Annotated in this window: 17 protein-coding genes; 9 read left to right on the top strand and 8 right to left on the bottom strand. The window is 69.9% G+C overall.

Annotated features, from left to right (window positions below):
• Positions 1 to 530 precede the first annotated feature (530 nt).
• The 5 genes from VGC13_RS15720 to VGC13_RS15700 all read left to right on the top strand — a co-directional run bounded on the left by VGC13_RS15720 (position 531) and on the right by VGC13_RS15700 (position 9019).
• Positions 531 to 1898, top strand: coding sequence for a S8 family peptidase (locus VGC13_RS15720; protein ID WP_331126215.1), 1368 nt, complete (start codon positions 531 to 533; stop codon positions 1896 to 1898).
• A 402-nt stretch (positions 1899 to 2300) separates the two neighbouring features.
• Complete coding sequence (locus VGC13_RS15715; RefSeq protein WP_331126214.1) at positions 2301 to 3449, top strand: S1C family serine protease; 1149 nt, start codon at positions 2301 to 2303, stop codon at positions 3447 to 3449.
• Between the two features lie 329 nt (positions 3450 to 3778).
• Positions 3779 to 4078: a BrnT family toxin gene (locus VGC13_RS15710; protein ID WP_331126213.1), complete on the top strand. Its 300-nt coding sequence runs from the start codon at positions 3779 to 3781 to the stop codon at positions 4076 to 4078.
• A 43-nt stretch (positions 4079 to 4121) separates the two neighbouring features.
• Entirely contained in the window at positions 4122 to 4361 is a 240-nt protein-coding gene (locus tag VGC13_RS15705; RefSeq protein ID WP_331126212.1) for a hypothetical protein, read from the top strand.
• Positions 4362 to 5029: 668 nt separating this feature from the next.
• The gene (locus tag VGC13_RS15700; RefSeq protein WP_331126211.1) at positions 5030 to 9019 is read left to right on the top strand and encodes an amino acid adenylation domain-containing protein; all 3990 of its coding nucleotides are present in this window, start codon (positions 5030 to 5032) and stop codon (positions 9017 to 9019) included.
• Between the two features lie 277 nt (positions 9020 to 9296).
• On the opposite strand, the gene VGC13_RS15695 is transcribed toward VGC13_RS15700, so the two are convergent.
• Positions 9297 to 10046: a hypothetical protein gene (locus VGC13_RS15695; protein ID WP_331126210.1), complete on the bottom strand. Its 750-nt coding sequence runs from the start codon at positions 10044 to 10046 to the stop codon at positions 9297 to 9299.
• A gap of 567 nt (positions 10047 to 10613) precedes the next feature.
• The gene (bioD, locus tag VGC13_RS15690) at positions 10614 to 11342 is read right to left on the bottom strand and encodes a dethiobiotin synthase (RefSeq protein WP_331126209.1); all 729 of its coding nucleotides are present in this window, start codon (positions 11340 to 11342) and stop codon (positions 10614 to 10616) included.
• A gap of 206 nt (positions 11343 to 11548) precedes the next feature.
• On the opposite strand from bioD, the gene VGC13_RS15685 reads away from it, so the two are divergent.
• The 3 genes from VGC13_RS15685 to VGC13_RS15675 all read left to right on the top strand — a co-directional run bounded on the left by VGC13_RS15685 (position 11549) and on the right by VGC13_RS15675 (position 16312).
• The gene (locus VGC13_RS15685; RefSeq protein WP_331126208.1) at positions 11549 to 13075 is read left to right on the top strand and encodes a PAS domain-containing sensor histidine kinase; all 1527 of its coding nucleotides are present in this window, start codon (positions 11549 to 11551) and stop codon (positions 13073 to 13075) included.
• A 575-nt stretch (positions 13076 to 13650) separates the two neighbouring features.
• Positions 13651 to 15102, top strand: a complete 1452-nt coding sequence (locus tag VGC13_RS15680; protein ID WP_331126207.1) for a glycosyl hydrolase family 18 protein — start codon at positions 13651 to 13653, stop codon at positions 15100 to 15102.
• Positions 15103 to 15580: 478 nt separating this feature from the next.
• Positions 15581 to 16312 (top strand): MerR family transcriptional regulator, encoded by a 732-nt coding sequence (locus tag VGC13_RS15675; protein ID WP_331126206.1) that lies wholly within the window; start codon positions 15581 to 15583, stop codon positions 16310 to 16312.
• 177 nt (positions 16313 to 16489) lie between these two features.
• On the opposite strand, the gene VGC13_RS15670 is transcribed toward VGC13_RS15675, so the two are convergent.
• The 4 genes from VGC13_RS15670 to VGC13_RS15655 form a co-directional block, all read right to left on the bottom strand.
• The gene (locus VGC13_RS15670; RefSeq protein WP_331126205.1) at positions 16490 to 16861 is read right to left on the bottom strand and encodes an excalibur calcium-binding domain-containing protein; all 372 of its coding nucleotides are present in this window, start codon (positions 16859 to 16861) and stop codon (positions 16490 to 16492) included.
• Positions 16862 to 16880: 19 nt separating this feature from the next.
• Positions 16881 to 17324 carry a type IV pilin protein gene (locus VGC13_RS15665; protein WP_331126204.1) on the bottom strand — a complete coding sequence of 148 codons (444 nt, stop codon included), beginning with the start codon at positions 17322 to 17324 and terminating at the stop codon, positions 16881 to 16883.
• Positions 17325 to 17382: 58 nt separating this feature from the next.
• Positions 17383 to 17958: a hypothetical protein gene (locus VGC13_RS15660; protein WP_331126203.1), complete on the bottom strand. Its 576-nt coding sequence runs from the start codon at positions 17956 to 17958 to the stop codon at positions 17383 to 17385.
• 100 nt (positions 17959 to 18058) lie between these two features.
• On the bottom strand, positions 18059 to 18517 hold the full coding sequence (locus tag VGC13_RS15655; RefSeq protein ID WP_331126202.1) for a hypothetical protein: 459 nt from the start codon (positions 18515 to 18517) through the stop codon (positions 18059 to 18061).
• 488 nt (positions 18518 to 19005) lie between these two features.
• Between VGC13_RS15655 and VGC13_RS15650 the strand changes: the two genes are divergently transcribed.
• The gene (locus VGC13_RS15650; protein ID WP_331126201.1) at positions 19006 to 20175 is read left to right on the top strand and encodes a DUF5009 domain-containing protein; all 1170 of its coding nucleotides are present in this window, start codon (positions 19006 to 19008) and stop codon (positions 20173 to 20175) included.
• Between the two features lie 949 nt (positions 20176 to 21124).
• On the opposite strand, the gene VGC13_RS15645 is transcribed toward VGC13_RS15650, so the two are convergent.
• Positions 21125 to 21349, bottom strand: a complete 225-nt coding sequence (locus tag VGC13_RS15645) for a hypothetical protein (protein WP_331126200.1) — start codon at positions 21347 to 21349, stop codon at positions 21125 to 21127.
• Positions 21350 to 22039 (bottom strand): NAD(P)H-binding protein, encoded by a 690-nt coding sequence (locus VGC13_RS15640; protein WP_331126199.1) that lies wholly within the window; start codon positions 22037 to 22039, stop codon positions 21350 to 21352. It abuts the gene before it with no gap.
• Positions 22040 to 22406 lie beyond the last annotated feature (367 nt).

The raw sequence follows: 22406 nt of genomic DNA, 5'->3' as shown, positions 1-22406 counted from the left end.
ATCCGCGGCGGCGCGCTTCGTTTTTTGTCTTCTCCGTGTCCTCGGTGTGACGCCGAATCCGGGAAAACAACAACTGCATGCGTACAGAGGAACAGAGTCAGACAGAGGAACCCGGATGATCTCCTGGCTCGCTTTCTCTGTCTGACTCTGTTCCTCTGTACGATCATTCTTTTTCAGGATCTGGTCTGAGGATGAGACGGCCCCGTGGGGAATGCACGATCGGGCTGAGAACCTGGTATGATGGATCGTCAGCCAGAGGAGCAGGGAAATTCGATCCGCATCATTCAGAGAATCCGCGGAAAAGATTGGGGACGGCTGCACCTTTTCCGCGCGGCACCGCACCGATGTGGTGCGCCCCCGCCGCCGGACCGGGCGGCGCGGTTCCGGGCCAAGCCCTTGTGAATCCATGAGTTGCGAGAAACGGTGCTTTCGGTCCGGCCATTGCTCTTCTCCGGCGTCATCCACACCCCTGGACGCCCCCGCCTTTTGCGGCGCCGCGTCCCTTCATCCCCCGTCGGAGGACGCCTCTCATGAAGCGCAGTCTGTTCCTTCTTGCCCCGCTGGCCCTGGCCGCGTGCGCCGACCAGGCGCCGCTGGCGCCGGCCATTCCCGCGGAGGCCTCGCAGGCCGCCGCCGCGCAGGCCGCCGTGGTCCCGGGCGAAGTGATCGTCAAGTTCCGCGCGGGCGCCTCGTCCACGGCGCGCGGCGCGGCGCTGCAGCACGCCAACGCCGCGGTGCGCGAGCGCATCGTCACCGCCAGCATGCGCCGCGGCGGCGACAGCGACGGCCTGGTGGTGGTGCACTCGGGGCTGGGCACCGGCGCCGCCATCGAGCGGCTGCGCGGCAACCCCAGCGTGGAGTACGCCGAGCCCAACTACGTGTACCAGCACAGCGCCGTCAGCAACGACACCTACTTCACCAACGGCTCGCTGTGGGGCATGTACGGCGGCGCCACCACGCCGGCCAACGTGTACGGCAGCGGCGCCGGCGTGGCGTGGGCGGCCAACCACACCAGCTGCAGCAACGTGTACATCGGCATCATCGACGAGGGCTACATGTACACGCACGAGGACCTGGCCGCCAACGCGGGCACCAACCCGGGCGAGGTGGCGGGCAACGGCGCGGACGACGACGGCAACGGGTACGTGGATGACGTGTACGGCTGGGACTTCGCCGGCAACAACAACTCCGTCTTCGACGGCACCACCGACGACCACGGCACGCACGTGGCCGGCACCATCGGCGCGGTGGGCGGCAACGGCAAGGGCGTGGCCGGCGTGTGCTGGGGCGTAAAGCTGCTGAGCGGCAAGTTCCTGGGCAGCAACGGCGGCACCACGGCCAACGCCATCAAGGCGGTGGACTACTTCACCGACCTCAAGACGCGCCACGGCATCAACCTGGTTGCCACCAACAACTCGTGGGGCGGCGGCGGCTTCTCGCAGGCGCTGCAGGACGCCATCGAGCGCGCCAACGCGGCCGGCATCCTGTTCGTCGCGGCGGCGGGCAACAGCACCTACAACTGCGAAGTGAGCGCCTGCTACCCGGGCGAGTACCCCAACGCCAACATCATCTCGGTGGCCTCCATCACCAGCACGGGCGCCATCAGCTCGTTCTCCAACTACGGCTCCACCACGGTCGACATCGGCGCCCCGGGCAGCGGCGTGTACTCCACGGTGCCGGCGAGCTCCAAGGGCAAGGTCGTCTCCGGGTACGCCAGCTACGGCGGCACGTCGATGGCGTCCCCGCACGTGGCCGGCGCCGCCGCGCTGTACGCGGCGTACCACCCGGGCTCGTCGGCGGCGACCATCAAGAGCGCCATCCTGACCAGCGCGCTCCCCACCGCCTCGCTGAGCGGCAAGACGGTGACGGGCGGGCGCCTGAACGTGGCCGCCTTCTGATCGGTCCGGCCTGAGCGGCGGCGCCCCGCGCCGCCGTACCGCACGAAGCCCCGGCCGCCATTCGCGGCCGGGGCTTCGTCGCATCCGCCGTCCCGCCAGAGACTCCGGCGACGACGGTCCCGATCCGGATCTCCACGATCACGGAAAGGACGGCGTCCCCTGCATCTTCCCGGTCCTGCTCTCCGCACGCGGCAGGGTGCGGCCCGGACGGGACAATCTGGGGAGGGGCAGGGACATGCCCGCGTGCCCGCGCACCCCGGCCGGCTGGGCGCCGTTGGCCGGAAGCTGAATCCGATCCACGACTTGCGACGTAGAATGCCCGCGGCGGCCCGCATGGCAGGCCACGTGCGTTCCGGTGTGGCGTGCCGGTGCCGTCCACCTTTCATCGACCAGGAACCGCCGATGATGCGCTCCCGCGCGCTTTTCCGACTTGCCCTCGCGGCCGCCGCCGCCCTTGCGCCGTCCGTGGCCCGGGCGCAGGAGCTGACGCCCCGCGAGATCGCCGCGGCCGCGCAGCGCGCGACCGTGCAGATTCGCGCCCTGGACTCGCGGGGCGGTGTGGACGCGCTGGGCAGCGGGTTCTTCGTGAGCCCGGACGGCGTGATCGTCACCAACTTCCACGTCATCCAGGACGCCCACGCGCTGCAGGTGGAGACGTTCGACGGCGAGGTGTACGACAACGTCTACTACGTCACCTCCGATCCGCGGCGCGACGTGGCGGTCCTCAAGGTCCCGGTGGAGGGCGCCGTGAGCCTGCGCCTGGGCAGCGACACCGCGGCCGTGGTGGGCGCCGAGGTCTACGCCATGGGCCACCCGCTGGGGCAGACGGGCACCTTCAGCGACGGCCTGGTGAGCGCCAGCCGGACCGTGGAGGGCGTGTCGATGATCCAGATTTCCGCGCCCATCTCGTCCGGCTCGTCCGGCGGGCCGGTGATGGACGGCCGCGGCGAGGTGATCGGCGTCGCCACGATGGTGATGTCGGGCGGGCAGAACCTGAACTACGCCGTCCCCGTGCGGTACGTCCGGCCGCTGCTGCAGACGGGCGACCCGCCCCAGCGGTTCGCCCGCTCGCAGCTGCCGCGTGCGTCCGGGGGACTGGCCTCCGTCGGGGAGCCGGGCGTGGAAGCGGGAACGAACCTGCGGCCGCGCGGATCGGCGCGGTCCGCGCGGACGGAGGAGGACCGCTGGGAGGCGCAGGTGATCGGCTTTCTGGAAAACGGCGAGGAGGTGCTGGAGCGCGAGGGCTTTGCCCGCACGCACAACTACGAAACCGGCACGCTGGCCCGCGGCGCATCGGGGACGGTACGCGTTCGCCTGGACGCGGGCGTCACCTACATGCTGCTGGGCGCGTGCGATACGGACTGCGACGACGTGGACCTGAAGATCCATGGGCCGCGCGGCACGCTGCTGGACAGCGACACGGACGCGGACGACTTTCCGGTGGTCAGCGTGACGCCCTCCGTGAGCGGCGAGTACACCGTCCGGGTGACGATGGCGCGCTGTGACACGTCGATCTGCTACTACTCGCTCGGGGTGTACGGAAAGCGATAGGCGCTCGCCGCCGCGGTCCGCGCCGGATCCACGCCGGCTTCCGTCCCCGCCGTCCGCAGTGGCGGCGGGGCGTAGCGCGGGAGCAGCTGGCCCTGCTGCACCACCGTGCCGCCCGGTCCCAAGCCTGCGCCGGGTTCTTTTCCGGCGGCGCCACGCGCGACTGCATCCACGCCCGCGAGCTGCTCTCCGCTTGGCTCCCCACACCGGACCCGAGCGCCGCACCGTCCCCGCCGTCCGCATCGCCGGCGCGGCGTAGAGATTGAGAGCCCGCCAGGCGAGAGCGATCCGTCTGCACAGGCGCTTGCTCTGCACGCGCTTTTGTCCCATGCTTGAAGCATGGACATCACGTACCGGCTGCAGGGCGTCTGTTCGAGTGGGACGAAGACAAAGCCCGGAGCAACGTCGAGAAGCACGGGGTTACCTTCGAGGAGGCGGCCGAGGCGTTCTTCGATCCTTTCAGCCAGGGCGGTGACGCGTCGTCCGGGGCCGAACGGCGCGATTTTCTCCTTGGCTACTCGCTGACGCAACGCCTGCTGCTGGTGGTGCACACGGACCGGTCCAGCCGAACGCGGATCATCTCCGCCCGGCCGGCGACACGCGCGGAAAGGAAGCTGTATGAGCAGGTCTGACGAACCGGGAACCCTCCGCTTGCGCGCGCGGCCTTCGCAGGCGGTGACGCTGTCCATCCCTTCCGACACCCTGGAACTGGTCCGCCGGGTGGCGGCGACGCGAGACATGGCTCCCGAAGCCCTGCTCAAGTTCTATATCGGACAGGGTCTTCGGCAGGATGCCGCGCGTCTCTTCTCGGAGCGCATCATGGAAACCACGGCCGAGGTTCTCGCGCGGCACATCCCTTCCGAGGAAGAGCGCTCCGCGATCCTGCGCGAGATCCGTGGCGAAGCGGCAGCATGACCGCCTGATCCGAATCCAGCAGATCGAAAGTCTGAATCGGTGGGCCGCTGAGGGTATCGGCGGCTCCTTTTTGTTACGCGAACTTCCAGGCCTGACGAACTCGATGTTTCTGGAATGCACGGCCAGCGGATCGCCGCTCTCGAGGAAGCTGGCGAGGCATCGAGGGAACGACGACGTGCATTGCTTGGGCATATCGTGCCTCAGGACGGCGCGCTGGAGTGACAATTGAGGAGTGGCCGATTGACTGCTGCGGACGCGCAGGCGCTTGGAACGCCGCACACGGTCGGGCCGCCGAGTCCGCGCAGGCGGACTTTGCGACTTTCCAGCGGCGAATTCATTCGCTCCAGCGGGCGGACGGCACGTTGCCGGATTGGAATCGCAACGCGCATCATTCGCTCCGGACCCGGCCCCGATGGGCGAGATCGGTGCTCGACGACCGGCGCGGAAATGGCCGACAGTAGATTCCTCGGTCGCGCGCCGGGTCCGGGGTGAGGGAAGGTGCAGTGCGGCGCTCCCTCGGAATGACAAATCGGTCCACCTGTAGACGGGTTCTCTGTAATCCCCAATCCAATTGACCCCGCACCGCCCGCGCGCTATCGTGCGGGCGGTGGATCTTCTGCGCCGGTAGCACCTTCCTCCCTGCGCCCGCCCGGGCGCGCATCCGTCCCATGACCGAGCTGTCCGAACGCCTCGCCACGTTGTCGCCGGCGAAACGCGCGCTACTGGAAAAGCTGCGCGCCGGGCCGCCCATCCCCCGCGCGCCCGACGGGCCGGCGCCGCTCTCGGCGGAGCAGCGGCGGCTGTGGTACGTAATGCAGCTGGCGCCCGGCTACCCCGTCTACACCATCCCCATGGGCTTTCGGCTGCGCGGCCCGCTGGACGCCGGCGCGCTCTTCGACGCGCTGCGCGAGCTGGTGGCGCGGCACGAGATGCTGCGCGTGGCGTTCACCGAGCACGACGGCGAGCCGGTGCAGGTGGTGCACGACGAGGCGTCGTTCGCCCCACGGATCATCGACATCCCCGCGGACCCGTGGGCCCCCTCCGAGGCGCGCTACCAGGCGGACGAGTTCGCCCGCTCCACCTTTGACCTGGCCGCGGGCGAGAGCTTTCGCGCGACGCTGCTGCGGCTGGCGGATGACGAGCATCACCTGCTGCTGGGCGTGCACCACCTGGCGGCGGACGGCTGGTCCGCGGGCGTGCTGCTGCGCGAGCTGGGCGCGCTCTACGCCGCGCGGATCGCGGGTGAAGCGGTCGACCTGCCGCGGCCGCCGGTGCGCTACCGCGACTGGGCCGCGTTCCAGCAGCGCCCGCGGGAGGGGACGGACGCGGACGAGGCGTTCTGGCGCACGGAGCTGCGGGGCGCGCCGCACGTCATCGACCTTCCCCTGGACCATCCCCGCCCGCCGCTGCAGAGCTGGGACGGCGCCAAGCACCCCTTCGCCATTGCGCCGGAGCTGACGCGGGCGCTGGAGGCGGCGGCGCGGGCGGAGGGGACCACGCTGTACGTCGTCGTGGCGGCGGCGTACGCGCTGCTGCTCTCGCGCTACGCGGGGGAGGACGATTTTCTGCTGGGCACGCTGCTGGCCAACCGCCCGCGCCCGGAGCTGGCGGGGGTGGCCGGCTTCTTTGCCAACACGGTGCCGCTGCGGATGCGGATGGGGGGCGATCCCACGCTGCGCGAGCACCTCCGCCGCGTGCACGGCGTCGTCGCCGACGCGCAGCGGCACGGCACGCTGCCCTTCGACCGCATCGTGGAGCTGGCGGAGGTGCGGCGCGACTTCAGCCGGCCGCCGCTGGTGCAGGCGGTGCTCACCTTTGCGGACGGGCCTGCGGACTCGCTGGCCCTCCCCGGCGTGGAAGTGGAGCGGATGGAGCTGGATTCGCGCACCGCCATCTTCGACCTGACGCTGCAGGTGGAGCGGCACGGCGACGCGCTGGCCGCCGCGCTGCAGTTTCCCGAAGCCCTGTTCGACGAGACGACGGTGCCGCGGATGGCGCGGCACCTTCAATCCATCCTCCGCGCCATCGCCGCGGACCGCGGTCAGCCCCTCTCGCGCGTGGCGCTGGCGGACGAAGACGAGGCGCGGACCGTCGCGGAGTGGAGCGACGGAGGGCTGGCGGTGCTGGAGGACGGGACGATCCCCACGCTGTTCGAAGCGCAGGTGCGCGCCACGCCGGACGCGGCCGCCCTGGTCCACCTGCGCGACGAGATCACGTACGATGCGCTGAACCGGCGGGCCAATCGCATCGCGCACGGGCTGATGGCGGCGGGGGTCGCGCGCGGCGACTGCGTGGGCGTGTGCATGGCGCGCACGCAGTCGCTGGTGGCGGCGCTGCTGGGGGTGATGAAGGCCGGCGCCGCCTACGTGCCGATGGACCCCGCCCATCCCGCCCCCCGCCATCACGCCGTGCTGGCGCAGTCCCGCGCCCGCCTGGTCCTGGCCGACGCCGCGTCGCGCGCGGCCATCGGCCAGCCGCCGCCGGGCGTCGTCGTCACCACCATGGCGGAGGTGCAGGCGGAAGAGGAAGACGATCCGCCGATGCGCGCCGGGCCGCGCGACGTGGCGTACGTCATCTTTACCTCCGGCTCCACCGGCGGACCCAAGGGCGTGGCCATCGAGCACCGCGCCTCCGCGGCGATGCTGGCGTGGATGCCGGGGCTGCTGGGCGAGGAGCGCGAGGCGGTGCTGGGATCCACCCCCGTCACCTTCGACGTCTCCGTGGCGGAGCTGTTCGGGACGCTGTGCTGCGGGGGCACGGTGGTGCTGGTGGAGAACGCGCTGGCCGCGCTCCCCCCGGGCCGCACCGTCCTGGCCGCGCCCATGACGCCTACCGCCGCGGCGGAGCTGCTGCGCGAGGGGCGGCTGCCGCAGGGCGTCCGCGGCCTGCTGCTGGGCGGCGAGGCCGTGCCGCCGCCGCTGGTGAGCGCGCTGGCGGAGGCGGGGGTGGAGCGCGTCGTCAACCTGTGGGGGCCCACGGAAGATACGACGTACTCCACCTGGGCCGTGCTGGAGCCGTTCACCGACCGCGTCGGCATCGGCCGGCCGATCGCGGGGGGGCGCGTGTACGTGCTGGACGCCGCGTACCGCCACGCGGGGATCGGCGCGCCGGGCGAGGTGTGGACGGCGGGCGCCGGCGTGGCGCGCGGGTACGTGGGCCGCCCCGCGCTCACCGCCGAGCGGTTCGTCCCCGATCCGCACGGCCCGCCGGGGTCGCGCATGTACCGCACGCTGGACCGCGGCCGCTGGCGCGAGGACGGCGTGCTGGAGTACCTGGGGCGCATCGACGCGCAGGTAAAGGTGCGCGGCCACCGCATCGAGCTCCAGGAGGTGGAGCAGACGCTCGCGCTCCATCCCGCCGTGGCCCACGCCGCCGTCGCGGCGCGGGGCGAGGGCGGCGCGGCGCGTCGGCTCGCCGGCTGGCTGGTCGCGCGGCCGGGCGCGGAGCCGCCGGCCGCGCCGGAGCTGCGCGGCTTTCTTCGCGAGCGGCTGCCGGAGTACATGGTTCCCGCCGTGTTCACCTGGATGGACGCGCTGCCGCGCACGGGGAGCGGCAAGCTGGACCGCCGCGCCCTGCCGGACCCGGAGGCGGGCGCCGACGGCGGCGGGTTCGTCCCTCCGGCGCCGGGGATGGAGGAGCGGATCGCCGCCGTCTGGCAGGACGTGCTGGGGATCGAAACGGTGGGCGCGCACGACGACTTCTTCGACCTGGGCGGCCAGTCCATCCTGGCCACCCGCCTGGTCGCCCGGCTGCGCGTGGAGCTGGGCGTCGACCTTCCCATCGGCATGCTTATGCAGGCGCCCACCGTGCAGTCGCTGGCCCGCGCGCTGGCGGCGGGGGAGCGCGCCGTCCGCCTTCCGCTGGTCGCCCTGCAGACCTTTGGCGAGCGGCCGCCGCTGTTCCTGGCGCACCCGGCGGGCGGACACGTGATCTGCTATCGCGGGCTGGCGGTGAACCTGGCGCCGGACCAGCCGGTGTACGGGCTGCAGCCGCGGGGACTGGAGGATGGCAGGGAGCCCATCGCCGACCTGCGCGAGATGGCGGCGTACTACGTGGAGGGCATCCGCCGCTTTCGCCCGCGCGGGCCGTACCGGCTGGGCGGATGGTCGTTCGGCGGCGTGGTGGCGTGGGAGATGGCGCGCCAGCTGCGCGCCGCGGGCGAGGAGGTGGACCTGCTGGCGCTGCTGGACACCTCGCCGCTGACGGACGAGGCCATCGAAGCCGACCCGCGCGACCCGGCGGAGGTGATGATGCAGACCATCGGCGGCTACGCGGGGTGGATGGCGGCGGAACGCATCGACGTGGAAGCGGCGCGCCACCTGCCTCCCCTGGAGATGGCGCGCGCGATGATCCGCCAGGTGAACGACCCGCGGCTCCTTCCCGAGGACCGCGCGGAGCTGCTCGTGGCGCTTACCCGCGTGCGCAGCGCCAACCTGCAGGCGCAGGCCGCGTACGACCTGCGCCCGTACGAGGGGCACCTGACCTACTTTCGCACCGAGGGCTCGGCCGCGGCGGCGCTGCAGTCTTCGGCGGACGCGTTCTGGGGCTCGCGCGCGGAGAGCGTCACGGTCGTCCCCGTGACCGGCGACCACGGCACCATCCTGCACGAGCCCCACGTGCACCTGGTCGTGCGCGCCGTCCGGGACCGCGGCGGCTGATAAGGAAGGGCCTGTTGCGAATCCGCGGTTTGCGCATGCGGAAAACGTAAAAGCAACATCGGGAGTACAGAGGAGCAGAGAACAGCCAGAGGAACAGAGGAAGATTGGTCGTCCTCTGCTCCTCTGGCGTTTGTCTGTCCCTCTGTACCCCCGCTTTTCCCGTATGAGATGATGCGGATTGATTTTGCGGATCAGGGACGAATGTCTTTCATCGATGCAGAAGAGCCCTCCCGGCGCGCGGCCGGGAGGGCTCTCTTCTACGTCCAGCCGCGGCGGATCAGCAGCGGGTGCGGTCGTAGATCGTCGTGGTGATGGCGATGTCGCTGACGGCGCTGTTGAAGATGCCCGAGAAGGCGCAGTGCGACGGCTTGAGCCGGTTGCCCCAGTAGTCGCTGGCCACCGAGTCCTGGTACTGGATGACGGAGCTCTTGACGATGGCGACCACCTTGCTGCCCTTTTCCAGGCTGGCGCGCAGCACGCCGTACGCCAGCGAGTTGGTGGACAGCGCGTCCTTCATGGCGTACGCCAGGTCGGCGTTGCTGCCGATGCTGCGGCGCGGCCACGCCTTGCCCCGGCTGTCCTGCACGATCAGCGTAAGCGCGCCGCGGTCCCACTTGTAGTCCCTGCGCAGGATGGTCGCCAGCGCCGTGCCGATGCGCGAGTCGTCGGTGATCACGCGCTGGACGTAGCCGTAGGTGCTCTTTTCCAGCGTGGGCACCCTGACGTAGGTGGTGCTGCCGATGGTGCCGGCCACCGTGTAGTGCACGGCCCACCACGGCTGCGGGCTCACGTGCACCACGCACGAGCCGATGGTGCCCGCCACCGCCGACGGCGCGGCGGAGCCGGCCGTGGGACGCGCCTCGGTGGGCGTGGCGGCGTCCGCGTCGCAGGCGGCCAGCAGCGCGGGCGCGCCCACGGCGGCGGCGGCCATGACCGCGCCCTTGCCCAGGAACGCGCGGCGTTCCGGGTTCACCGGCGCCTCGGTGGTGGCTTGCGGGGAAAGATCGTCGCTCTTGGTGTGGGACATCCGTCCACCTCGCGGGATCGGGGGAGGGGTTTCCTCCCGTGTACGGGCGGAAGAAGCCGCCGCTGCTCATGCCGGCGGATCGCGGTGCCGGTCTGCACCCGCCGCCAGTGCGTGTGGAATGGCCCGGGACAGGAGGGGGCGTCCCGGATTCCGGTGAGAACGGGTGTCTCACCGGAGGCCAATAGGATAATCTGCTACACCGTCACATACAAGAACTATTTCACGCCGCGACTTCGGAGAAAAGATGCTCCACGGCGGCGGATTCGGATCGGTTCGAGACGCTGCGTTCTACGTGGCAGCCCGGCGCGCTCGTTCAGCCTCATCCCGAAGCCGGGAAAACAGCTTTATGGGTACAGAGGAACAGAGTCAGACAGAGGAAGAAAAATATTATCTCAGCTCGCTTTCTCTGTCTGACTCTGTTCCTCTGTACGATTATTCTTTTCAGGATTTTGGTATCAGGTCCAGAAAAAAGAAATTGTCGCACGCAGAGGCCTTGGAGCCTCCCTCTGCGGCCTCTGCGTGCGACTTATCTTTTTGCGCTGCGGATCAAGCAGCGGGGATCGGCGCCTACGCGCTTTCCGGCTGCGGATCCAGGCTGGGTGCCACGCGGTCGCCGATCAGCCGGTCGAAGCCGTTCTCCTCGGCGATCTCCATGGCGTACTCCAGCGGGCGGTCCTTGCGGATCCAGGGAAAGGGGATCACGGGGACGGGCTCCAGCAGGTCGGTGAGCGCCTCCAGGTTGGTGCGCTCGGCGATGCCGTTGCGGTCGGGGCCCAGCGCGTTCAGGATCACCCCGCGCACCCGCAGTCCCGCGTCGTGCGCGGCGCGGACGGTGAGCATGGTGTGGTTCAGCGTGCCGCGCCGGTTTCCCGCCACCACGATCAGGTCCAGCCCCCATCCCACGAACAGCCCGTCGTACGCCAGGTCGCGCGTAAGCGGCACCAGCAGCCCGCCGGCGCCCTCCACCAGGATGGCGTCGCGGTCTTCGGAGAGCGCGTGGTAGGCGGAGTCGAGCGCGTTCAGATCCACCGTGCCCCCCGCCCGGGCCAGCGCAACCCACGGCGCCAGCGGCTCCGAGATCAGGATGGGGCGCACCTGCTCCAGCGGGTCGTCGGCGCCGGCGGCGTCGCGCAGGCGCGCGGCGTCGCTGGCGGGGTCGTCGGCCTTGACCCCCGTCTCCACCGGCTTCATGGCGGCCACGCGCAGCCCCTTGCGGCGCAGCAGCCCAAGCAGCACGGTAGAGAGGTACGTCTTGCCGACCGCGGTGTCCGTTCCGGTCACGCCGATCCGGATCATGGGCTTCTCCTTGAATCGTCCGTCTTGGCCGCGGGCCGCGGCCGGCTGTCTGATACCGATCATGCGCCCGTGGTGTGCCCCGCAATCGCCTGTCCCGTGCCCCGCCACGCAAAGCGGTCGGGCGGTGGCGGGGCTCCGGCGGACAATTTGCAGAGTGTCCGCCTTCGCCCCGCGCAGAACCGAGCGCTTTCGCGAACCCCGACTCCATGCCGCACCGCACCCGACCCCGCGCCTCGGCGCTTCCCGGCAGGGACGAGCTGTACCGCCTGCTGGTGGAGAACGTCACCGACTACGCCATCATCCTGCTGAGCCCCGAGGGCCGGGTCACCACCTGGACCGAGGGCGCGGGGCGGATGTTCGGCTACGACGAGGAGGAGATCCTGGGGCAGCCGCTGGCCGTCTTCTTTCCCCCCGACGACGCCGACCGCGACGCGCCCGTGCGCGACCTGCACACCGCCATCCGCGACGGCCGCTGCGAGACCGTCGCCTGGCGCGTGCGGCGCGACGGCTCGCGCCTGTGGGCCAGCGTGGTGCTTACGGCCATCCACGACGCCGCGGGAAAGCTCATCGGCCTGGGGCAGATAACCCGCGACCTGACCGAGCGCAAGGAGGTGGCCGAGCGGTACGAGGAAAGCCGCCAGCGCTACCGGTCGCTGTTCGACAACAACCCCGACGGCGTGTGCTCGTTCGACCTGGACGGCACCCTGCGCACCGCCAACCCCGCCGCCGAGTCGCTGATCGGCTACGACGCCGACGACCTGCGCTCGGCCACCTTCTGGTCGCTGGTCTCGCCCGACGACCGCGAGCGCATGCGCGGCCTGTTCGGCCGCACGGCCGCCGGCGAGCCGCAGGGGGCCGAGACGGTGCTGGTGCACCAGAACGGGCGGCGGGTGGACGTGCGCGTAACCCTGGTGCCCATCGTCGTCGGCGGCGGCATCCTCGGCGTGTACTGCATCGCCGAGGACATCACCGAGCGGCGGCGCGCGGCGGCGGAGCGCGACTCGCTGCTGCTGCGCGAGCGCATTGCCCGCGCCGAGGCCGAGGCCGCCAACCGCGCCAAGACGGACTTCCTGGCCGTCGTCAGCCACGAGCTGCGCACCCCGCTGAACGCCATCGTCAACTTTTCGGAGCTGCTGCTGGACGGCGAGGCGGGCGCGCTGAGCGACCTGCAGCGCAAGCACCTGGACCGCATCCGCGGCAACTCGGGCCAGCTGCAGGGGATGATCGAGGACGTGCTGGGCTACACGCGGCTGGACTCCGGCGAAAGCGGCATCACCCTGGAGCGCGTGGACCTGTGCGCCGTGGTCAACGAGGTGGCGCGCGAGTTCGCCGGCACGCTGGGGCGCCGCGGGGTGGAGTTCCAGGTGATCGCCGAGGAGGACGCCTGCGCCGAGACGGACCCGCGCCGCTGCCGCGAGCTGCTGCGGGCGGTGCTCAGCAACGCGGCCAAGTTCACCGAATCCGGCCGGGTGGAGGTGTCGGTGCGCAGCGAGCCGGGGTGGGTGGCGGTGGCGGTGGCGGATACGGGGATCGGCATCGACGAGTCGCACCTGGAAAAGATCTGGGACCCGTTCTGGCAGGCCGAGCACCCGCTCATCCGCCGCGCGGGGGGAAGCGGGCTGGGGTTGAGCATCGCGCGGCGGCTGGCCGGGCTGCTGGGCGGCGACATCCACGCCGCCAGCACCCCCGGCGACGGCAGCACCTTCACGGTACGGCTGCCGCTGGCGCAGTAGTCCCCAAAGACTGCGCTGCGCCAGCGGGGGCCCCTCCCCCGGCCCCTCCCCGTTCGTTCCTCACGGAGAGGGGAGAATTCGATCGCGCTTCGGAAGGCGCCCCCTCCGGCTCGCCCAGGCTCGCCACCTCCCCCAAAACTGCTGGGGGAGGTTGGGGTTGCCGCTGGGCGGGTGGCCCGGCGACAGGCATCCAACTGGCGCCCGCCAGGGCCCCCTCTCCCCACGGCCCCTCTCCCCGCGCCGCGGGAGAAAGGGGAGAGTTCGATCGCGCTTCGGCTCGTTTCGGGGCGTGGCCTTCACTCCCCCCCCCGCCCGCGGGAACGCACCCACAGGCATTTGTGACGTTTATACCCTCTCCCGCTTGCGGGAGTGGGTGCGAGCCTAAGCGAGCGGTGAGGCCCCGCGGACGCCGCGCAGGCAGCGTCTCACGGCTTTCCTCAACTGTTTCCGGACGCTCCCGCAACACGCTGCTCTTTTTGATCTTATCCCAAATCCAGTAGCACGCATGTTGCCCGGAGCGGGCCACCCGGGACGGAGTTCGTCCCGAACGGTGTCACCTTCTCGTTGGGGGTCCCATGCGCTGGAACCTGCCCCTGGCCTCGACCGCGCTATGCGTGGCCCTTGCCGCCTGCAGCGACGTGCCCACTTCCGCGGTTCCGGCGACGGAGCCGCCGGGCGGGCTGGCGCCGCCGCTGGCGATGAACGCCTCCTCGGCGCGGGTGGTGGGCTACCTGCCCGAATGGTACGCGGGCTCGCTGGACTCCATCCGGTACGACAAGTTCACGCACCTGATGTACGCGTTCGTGGTCCCCACCAGCACCGGGGCGCTGACGGGCGTGCCCATGAGCGGCAACACGAAGCTGGCCGGCGTGGTGCAGCGGGCGCACGCCGCCAACACAAAGGTGCTCATTTCCATCGGCGGGTGGAACGGCGGGGACGACTCCGGCTTCCGGCAGATGTCGGCCAGTTCCACCGCGCGCGCCACCTTCGTGAGCAACGTCGTCACCTTCATCAGCAACTACGGGCTGGATGGGGTGGACATCGACTGGGAGTTCCCCAACACCAGCGCCGAATCCAGCAGCTACGCCACCCTGATGGCCGACCTGGACACCGCGATGCACAGCCGCGGCAAGCTGCTCACCGCCGCGGTGCCCGCCGACGCATACTACGGAGACTCCATCAAGTCGCAGGTGTTCAACAACGTGGACTTTCTGTTCCTGATGGCGTACGAGGACTCGCCTCCGCACTCGCCGTACTCGCTGGCGGTGTCGTCGCTCGACTACTGGCGCGACACGCGGGGGCTTCCGCAGTCCAAGACGGTGCTGGGCGTGCCGTTCTACGGCGACTCGGCCGACACCAGGCAGAAGGCGTACAGGAAGATCGTGGCGGCCGACGCGCAGGCGCCGTACAAGGACTCCAGCGGCGGCTACGACTACAACGGCCTGCAGACGATGAAGGACAAGACCACGCTGAGCCTGCAGCGGGCGTCGGGGGTGGGGATCTGGGAGATCACGCAGGACACCTCGCTGGCGGCCATCAGCCTGCTGAGCGCCATCCACGACGTGATGAACGCCACGAAGGTGGTGTACGACGACGCGCGGGGCTCGGGGTGGGCCAACTGGTCGTGGGGCGCCACCGTCGACTATGCCGCCACCTCGCCGGTGCACCTGGGCAGCAAGTCCATCGCCGTCACGTACACGGCCGCGTGGGGCGGCCTGTACCTGCACAGCAACACGGGGGTGAGCCCGTCCGGGCTGTCGAAGCTGGAGTTCCAGGTGCACGGCGGCACGGCGGGCGGGCAGCAGCTCGCCCTGTACCTGGGCGACACGGGCGGGTCGCTGCCCATTGTGGTGCTGGATTCGTACGTCACGGGCGGATCGGTGGCGGCCGGCGCGTGGCGCAAGGTGAGCATTCCGCTCTCCGCGCTTGGCGTAACGTCCAACGCCATTACCGACCTGGTGATCCAGGACGATGCAGGCGGGGCGCAGCCCACCTTCTACGTCGACCAGATCCAGTTTGTCCCGTAGGCGCCAGACCCGGCAGCGCGCGGACGTGACCGGAGCCGGCGGAGACACCCCGCCGGCTCCGGCCGTATCCGGCAGGTCCGCTCATTTCGCCTGGTCGCCTTCAGTTCAGCCGCTTTGCTGGAGCACGGGCGAATGAATTCGCTGCAACAACCACACGAAATCCGCCTGCGCGGATTGGGTGGGTGCGGCGGAATCGGAGGAGCAGGTGGGCGACTCCACCCTCTCGGATCGTCCCAACCTCCCCCAGCAGTTTTGGGGGAGGTGGGCGAGTAATGCGAGCCCGGAGGGGGCGCCCCCGCGGGTCGCGCCAAAATCCTCCACCCGCCCAAAATCCTCTATCCCCTTCCCACGCAACGCTTTACTCCATCATCCCACCGCTCCGCCAAAACTCCTCGAAAGAAAACCCTTGCACCTGACGTAACGTGAGGGATTAGCATAGTCGCCGTGGCCACGGAACGTGAGTGAACAGGGAGTGAAGATGCAGACCTGGAAGGTGGGCGAGCTGGCGAAGCGGACGGGGCTTACCGTGCGCACGCTGCACCACTACGACCAGATCGGGCTGCTTTCGCCGTCGCACCGGACGGCGGCGGGGCACCGGCTGTACGTGGAGGATGACGTGGCGCGGCTGCAGCAGGTGACCTCGCTGCGCAGCCTGGGATTTCCCCTGGAGGAGATCCGCGACGTGCTGAACGGCCAGCGCATGTCGCCGCTGCAGGTGGTGCAGCTTCACGCCGACCGCCTGCGCCAGCAGGTAAAATCGCAGCAGCGCCTGGTGGAGCGGCTGGACGCGCTGGCCGCCGGGCTGCGGGAGGCGGAGACGGTCTCCGCCGACGAACTGATCCAGACCATCGAGGAGATTACGATGTTCGACAAATACTACACGCCCGAGCAGATGGACTACCTCAAGGAGCGCCGCGAGCAGGTGGGCGAGGGGCGCATCAAGGAGGTGGAGGCCGAGTGGCCGCGCCTGATGGACCAGGTGCGCGCCGAGATGGAGGCCGGCACCGACCCGTGCGACCCGCGCGTGCAGGAGCTGGCGCGCCGCTGGAAGGGGCTGGTCGAGGAGTTCACCGGCGGCAACGAAGGCATCCGGCAGAGCCTGGGCAACCTGTACCAGAACGAGAGCACCGTGCAGGGCATGGACATGTCCGCCATGCGCCCGATGATGGAGTACGTGGGCCGCGCCTGGGGCTGTCCCCAGCAGGCGTGATCCAGCGCTGACGTTCCCGAACGACGAACAGAAACGGCGTTGGGGTACAGAGGAACGGAGAAAAGCCGGAGGAACAGAGGAAACCCCATTCGTCCTCTGTTCCTCTGGCCTTTTTCTGTTCCTCTGTACCCCTGCTTCTGTTTGCGGGGCTGGCAGAGCGGCCGTCAGGCAGAAGGACTACGAGCTCTCGCACCCCACGCCGTCGCCGTCGCGATCCAGGCGGTGCGGGTCGCGGCCGGGGACGCGGACGGGATGGCCCACGTCGGGGCAGTCCAGGTCGTAGCCGTTCCAGGCGGGATACTCGCCCAGCCCCTCGTCCGCGGGCGGTTCGGGGATGGGATACGACGGATGCTCGCTGGCCTCGGCGTCCTCCACCGGGGGAAGCAGGGGCGGCGCCGGCGTGGCAACCGGGGCGGGGGGAAGGTACAGCTGCTGTGGCGGCGGCGCGTACACGGGTTCGGGCTCGATGGGGGTGGCGCGCGCGCCCCATCCCGCCGCCAGGCCCATCCCGAACAACGCCACCAGGCCGACCACCGTTCGATTGATCATCCGCAAATTCCCGCTGCAATCAAGTGTCCAGCTGCCACTTCCCGTGCCGGCTATTGAAGAACGAGGTGAAGCCGTTCTCGGTGTAGTTGCCGAACGAGATCTCGTAGTACGCCTCCCCGGTACGCGATGCCTGGTATCGCAGCGGCCCGTAGCGGGTCTGCGGCGTCTGGATGCCGGCGGCTTCGAGCGTGGGCGGATATGCGCCGTGCTGCCGGCGATACTGCTCCAGCGCGGGCGCGAACTGCGCGTGCAGGCGCTCCACGCGCTCCTGCTCGGCCGGCTGGTAGCCGGGCGGCATGGCCACCATGCAGCCGAACGCCACCGCCGCGGCGGCGGCCGAGATGCCGCCGGAAAGCCAGGCAATCCGCCGCTTCCTGATCCAGATGGAGATCGCCAGCGCACCCGCCAGCAGCGCCACCAGGCCTGCCGTCGCGCCGATCCCCATCGCCATCATCGGGTCCATCCGCTCTCCCTGCAGACGCTGTCCACGCAGTGCAGCCGGGCTGGAATTCCGCGCGGGATCACAACTGGAACGCCGTAACGGTCCACTTCTGCGTCCTGCTGTCCCAATCCGCCGTAAAACCGTCCCGTGAGGGATCACCGAACGAGATCAGGTACCACTGCGGGGGCACCGGCCCGCTGCCGTAGTAGTAAAGGGAGCCGTATGACGTATACACAGTCCTGACGCCCGCCTCTTCCAGCGTGGAGGGATACTGGCCGTTCGCCTGCCGGTAGCGCTCCAGGGCGGGAGCGAACTCCCGGCGCAACTGGTCCACGCGAGCCCGCTCCCGGGCGGTGCGCGACCACGCCCGCGCGTCCTCCATATCCCCCTGCGTCTGCACCTCGAGGCTGTACGCCGGCGTCCCCGTCTCGCCGCCGTACTCCGTCGTCTCGGCGCTGTACTCCGACGTCCCCGTCTCGACGCTGTACCCCGGCTCGCCGGCCACCAGGAGGATGGCGATGAAGACGGTGCACGTCGCCGCCAGTCCGCCGGGGATGAGCGGAAGGCTGCGCCGCCGCACCCACACCGCGGCCGTCAGGAGGGTCCAGAAGATCCCCGCCAGGCCAAAGAACACCAGCAGAACCAGCCCTTCCATCGAACACCTCCCATCGTTCCGTCCTCGAACCACCGATTGCCACCGCCGCCCCGCCGTCCGTGCCCGATTCAGTCGAAGACCGCTGGACAGGCCGGGTGCCTCAAAAGTCGAAGTCGGTCCGCATCCACTCGCGCGACTGGCTGTCCCACGAGGCCGCAAAGCCATGCATCTGGGCGTCGCCAAAGCCCAGCCAGTAGTACGGGGCGCCCTTCTCCGACCAGCCGGCGTGGTACTCCAGGGGCCCGTACTTCGTCCGCGGCGGCGTTACGCCGACGGCCTGCAGCGTGGGCGGATACTCGCCGTGCGCCTGCCGGTGCCGCTCCAGCGCGGGGGCGAACGCCCGGTGCATCTCGTCGATCCGCGCCTGCTCCTTTGCGCTGTACCCCGGCGCCGCCGACACCACGCTGATGACGACGATGATCGCGGACGAGAGGGCCAGCGTGCCGGTGACGCGCGGCCGTTTGCGGCGCCACACCCACAGCCCCAGCGCGACGGTGCCCCAGAACAGGGTGGAGATGCCGAAGAAGAAAAAGAGCATCATCGTGACCTCGGGACGCATCAAAACACCTCCGGTTTCTATTCTGCACTCCCGCCGGCTCCGTGCGGGCACCTTCTACGTGCGCCGCGCCGGGAAGGTTCAAGGACAGTGGGGAGCCTTGCCCCGCTTCGCCCGATCCGACAGGATAGACGGGGTCCATGCCTGAGAGCGTATCGCCAAACCCGCGGTTGACTTCCTGAGGGAGGCGCCGCTCCACCACCTGCTGATACGATGGACTTTGGCGCCGACCGAAGGACCTCGCCGGCAGAACCGAGGGGCTGGAACCCTGTCGCGGAGCCTGCCCCTCGCGGCCCGAGAGAAGGTCCTTCGGTCGCGCGCAATCGGTTGTGTGACTTCCGGTTGCACGTGGTGCGCTCCCTCAGGAAGTCAGTTTCGTTGTGGCTGGGGTATGGCAACACCCCAGGATGACACCCGAGCGCATCTGATCCACGGCTCTGCGACGCCTGCACGACGACGCGTCCTGCTCCCGAATCCGACCCGAGACCTGAATGACCGACACATTCACCGGCGCACAGCCCCTGGCGTCCGAGGTGGAGCCGGCGGTGCCGGCCGCGGGGGCGGAGCGGCTGCTGTCGCTGGACGTGTTCCGCGGGCTGACGGTAGCCGCCATGCTCCTGGTGAACAACCCGGGAACGTGGAGCGCCGTCTACGACCCGCTGGAGCACGCGGCGTGGCACGGCTGGACGCCCACGGACCTGGTCTTTCCCTTCTTCCTCTTCATAGTCGGCGCGGCGATGGCGTTTTCCATCGTCCCGCGGCTGGAGCGGGGGGAGGCACCGGGGCGGCTGTTCGGCCGGGCGGCCCGGCGCGGGGCCATCCTGGTGGGGCTGGGGCTGCTGCTGCAGGCCTTTCCCTACTACAACCTGGACCTGTCGAACCTGCGCATTCCCGGCGTGCTGCAGCGCATTGGCCTGGCGTTCACGCTGGCGGCGGCGACGGTGCTGTTCCTTCGCCCGCGCGCGCAGGCCGCGGTGGCGGCGGCGCTGCTGCTGGGCTACTGGGCGGCGATGACGCTGATCCCCGTTCCCGGCTACGGCGCGGGGAACTTGAGCAAGGAGGGCAACCTGGCCGCGTACGTGGACCGCTCGCTCCTGGGCACCAACCACCTGTGGGCGTCCGCCAAGACGTGGGACCCGGAGGGGCTGATGAGCACGCTTCCCGCCGTGGCGACGGTGTTGCTGGGCGTGTTCGCGGGGCGGTGGCTGCGGTCCCATCGATCACCCGCGGAGCGGCTGGTGGGGCTGTTCCTGGCCGGCAACGCGGCGCTGGTGATCGGGTTGATCTGGGACGCGGCGTTCCCCATCAACAAGAACCTGTGGACCAGCTCGTACGTGGTGTTCACGGCGGGGATGGCGCTGCACACGCTGGCGGTGTGCTACTGGCTGGTGGACGTGCGGGGCCGCCGCCGCTGGGCCATGCCCTTCGCCTGGTTCGGGATGAACGCCATCTTCGCCTTCTTTCTTTCCGGCGTGATGGCGCGCCTGCTGTACATGGTGAAGATCGACGGCCAGACGATCAAGGACGTGATCTTTACCAGCGCGTTCGATTCATGGCTTCCCACGCACGATGCGTCGCTGGCGTTCGCGCTCTGCTTCGTGGCCCTGTGGACCGCCATTGTCTGGGCGATGCACCGGCGCGGGTGGTACTGGAAGGTGTGATGCCGGGCCTGGCCCACGGTGTCATTCTGAGGAAGGCGCGCGCTCAATTCCTTCCAGATGCACCACCGCCCGTCGCGCCGACCGAAGAATCTTTGTCGGGAACGCGGGGCCCCTCGCGACGAACCCGGCGTAGCGGACGGGACCGTGCACCAGCCGGCCGATTCTTTGATCGGCGATGGCCCTCGGAGTGTGTTTAAGAATCCGACGCTGCACATCCAGGCAGATCCACCAGCGCTGTCATTCCGAGGCCCGCCACGCCGTAGTCTGCTTTCACACCAGAGGTTGCAGGGCCGAGGAGTCTGCTGTCGGATTTGCTGGAGGGCAGACGCGGTAGCCCGTGCCTGCTTCGCGGCTACGACAGGGGTGGACAGGGCCAGTGCCGGAGCGGTGCGACCGGGCACCAGCAGCAGACAGTAGATTTCTCAGTCGGCGCGCAGGATTTCGTGCGAGCCGATGGTGCGGTGTGGCGCCTCCTTCGAAATGACATACGGGGCGAGCGCAGGGGATTCTTAAAACACACTCTCAGAGGGTGTTGCTAAACCTCAAATCCATAACGAAGCGGTGACTTCCTGAGGGAGCGCATCACGTGTAACCAGAAGTCACAATACAGGTTGCGCGCGACCGAAGGCCCTCGTCCCGGTGGCGCAGGGGCCAGATCAGGGCACGGGACCAGCCCCGTCGTTCTGCTGGCGAGGGTCCTTCGGTCGGCGCCAGGGTGCAGTGTACAAGCGAGTCCTGGGGCGGCGCCTCCCTCAGGAAGTCAATCACGCCGGGAGGTTTGGCAACACCCTCTCAAGCTCAAGCACGGAACGGTTTCGCGCGGCGTGGTCCGGCACGTGGCCGAAGACCCCGGCTGCGGCGGCCACACCGTCTGGCTGGCGCAGCACGCGGGCTGACGAGCCTGTGCCGAACCTCCGCCGCACGCCGATCGACGGAACCGTCTCTTACATCAGCGGGGCGAGACGGGCGGGACGATCCACTCGCGGGTCAGCAGGCCGATCACCAGCAGGACGATGGCGAGGGCGGCAAAGATCATCGCCGCGTACATGCAGCCGGTGAACCCGCACCCGCCCGGGCGCTTGTAGTACTCCGGCGGAATGGGCTTCGTCCCCGGCGGCAGGTCCGTCCACTCGTCATCCCCACCCGCCCCCCGCGTCCCTTCCGGCTCCGCCATCTACGCTCCGCCCTGTTCCTGGATCTCTTCGGACTCCACGATCCGCACGCCCCGCGGCCGCTGCTTCGCCATCCGCACCATCGCCCGGGCGATGGTGACGGCTTCCACCGCGCGGTAGCGCCGCAGCGGACCCACCATCAGCACCCCCAGCGCGGGCGCCAGCTTCTGCGCCAGCGCCTCCGCCGTACGCCGCTCCGCGCGCGGACCCAGGATGAGCGACGGGCGCAGGATGACCACGCCCTCGAACGGCTGCTGCGCGCGCACCCCCGCCTCCGCCTCGCCCTTTACGCGGTTGTAGAAGATGCGCGACCCCGCGTCGGCCCCGGCGGCGGTGACCAGAAGATAGCGCCGCGCGCCCGCCGCCGCAGCCACGCGCGCCGAGCTCACCACGTAGTCGTGGTCCACGCGCCGAAAGGCTTCCCGCGAGCCGGCCGCCCGGATGGTGGTCCCCAGGCAGCAGAACACGTCGTGCACGGCGAACAGCGGCGCGTGCTCGTCCAGCCGGCCCAGGTCGGCCACCTGCTGATGCAGCTTGGGATGCTGCCGGTCTACCGGGCGGCGGCCAAGCACGACAACCCGGCCGTACGCCGGGTCGTTCAGCAACAGGTCCAGCACCTGTCCGCCCACCAGGCCGGTGGCGCCCAGCAGCAGGGCGGACGCGGCGCCGGCGGGGGTCGGGGTTTCGGTCATCGGCTCAGCTGGAGGGAAGAGGTAGGGCGGCGGCCATCCCGGGCACCCGCCGTTCATGCCGGACCGTGACAAGGAGGCACAGGGTGCCTTCGGGGCCGTGCGATGTCAAGCACGCCGGAAAGACAATCCATGAGCCGCACGGCGCTGCAGATACCGGGCCCACGTGGGCGAATGAATTCGCTGCAACGAACACACGAAGTCCGCCTTCGCGGGCTGTACGGTGTGGTGCATCCGGCCGGCAGAGTGCGCGCCCAGGCTTGTGATCACGATCCTGGCCCGGCCCCGGACTCCTTGCTCCACTCCGGACCCTTACCGGATGCCACCAAGAGGCCCGGGCGACCACCACAGTTGGGAGTTGCAGGCAGCC

Origin of the sequence: Longimicrobium sp. (assembly GCF_036399255.1) — a bacterium.
Taxonomy (GTDB): Bacteria; Gemmatimonadota; Gemmatimonadetes; order Longimicrobiales; family Longimicrobiaceae; genus Longimicrobium.
This window is presented reverse-complemented; position numbering and strand designations above follow the sequence as displayed.

Excerpts from the sequence above, each read along its gene's own strand:
- VGC13_RS15720 (WP_331126215.1), top strand. The coding sequence starts at position 531 with ATGAAGCGCAGTCTGTTCCTTCTTGCCCCGCTGGCCCTGGCCGCGTGC.
- VGC13_RS15715 (WP_331126214.1), top strand. The coding sequence starts at position 2,301 with ATGATGCGCTCCCGCGCGCTTTTCCGACTTGCCCTCGCGGCCGCCGCC.
- VGC13_RS15700 (WP_331126211.1), top strand. The coding sequence starts at position 5,030 with ATGACCGAGCTGTCCGAACGCCTCGCCACGTTGTCGCCGGCGAAACGC.
- VGC13_RS15695 (WP_331126210.1), bottom strand. The coding sequence starts at position 10,046 with ATGTCCCACACCAAGAGCGACGATCTTTCCCCGCAAGCCACCACCGAG.
- bioD (WP_331126209.1), bottom strand. The coding sequence starts at position 11,342 with ATGATCCGGATCGGCGTGACCGGAACGGACACCGCGGTCGGCAAGACG.
- VGC13_RS15685 (WP_331126208.1), top strand. The coding sequence starts at position 11,549 with ATGCCGCACCGCACCCGACCCCGCGCCTCGGCGCTTCCCGGCAGGGAC.
- VGC13_RS15680 (WP_331126207.1), top strand. The coding sequence starts at position 13,651 with ATGCGCTGGAACCTGCCCCTGGCCTCGACCGCGCTATGCGTGGCCCTT.
- VGC13_RS15675 (WP_331126206.1), top strand. The coding sequence starts at position 15,581 with ATGCAGACCTGGAAGGTGGGCGAGCTGGCGAAGCGGACGGGGCTTACC.
- VGC13_RS15670 (WP_331126205.1), bottom strand. The coding sequence starts at position 16,861 with ATGATCAATCGAACGGTGGTCGGCCTGGTGGCGTTGTTCGGGATGGGC.
- VGC13_RS15665 (WP_331126204.1), bottom strand. The coding sequence starts at position 17,324 with ATGGACCCGATGATGGCGATGGGGATCGGCGCGACGGCAGGCCTGGTG.
- VGC13_RS15660 (WP_331126203.1), bottom strand. The coding sequence starts at position 17,958 with ATGGAAGGGCTGGTTCTGCTGGTGTTCTTTGGCCTGGCGGGGATCTTC.
- VGC13_RS15655 (WP_331126202.1), bottom strand. The coding sequence starts at position 18,517 with ATGCGTCCCGAGGTCACGATGATGCTCTTTTTCTTCTTCGGCATCTCC.
- VGC13_RS15650 (WP_331126201.1), top strand. The coding sequence starts at position 19,006 with ATGACCGACACATTCACCGGCGCACAGCCCCTGGCGTCCGAGGTGGAG.
- VGC13_RS15645 (WP_331126200.1), bottom strand. The coding sequence starts at position 21,349 with ATGGCGGAGCCGGAAGGGACGCGGGGGGCGGGTGGGGATGACGAGTGG.
- VGC13_RS15640 (WP_331126199.1), bottom strand. The coding sequence starts at position 22,039 with ATGACCGAAACCCCGACCCCCGCCGGCGCCGCGTCCGCCCTGCTGCTG.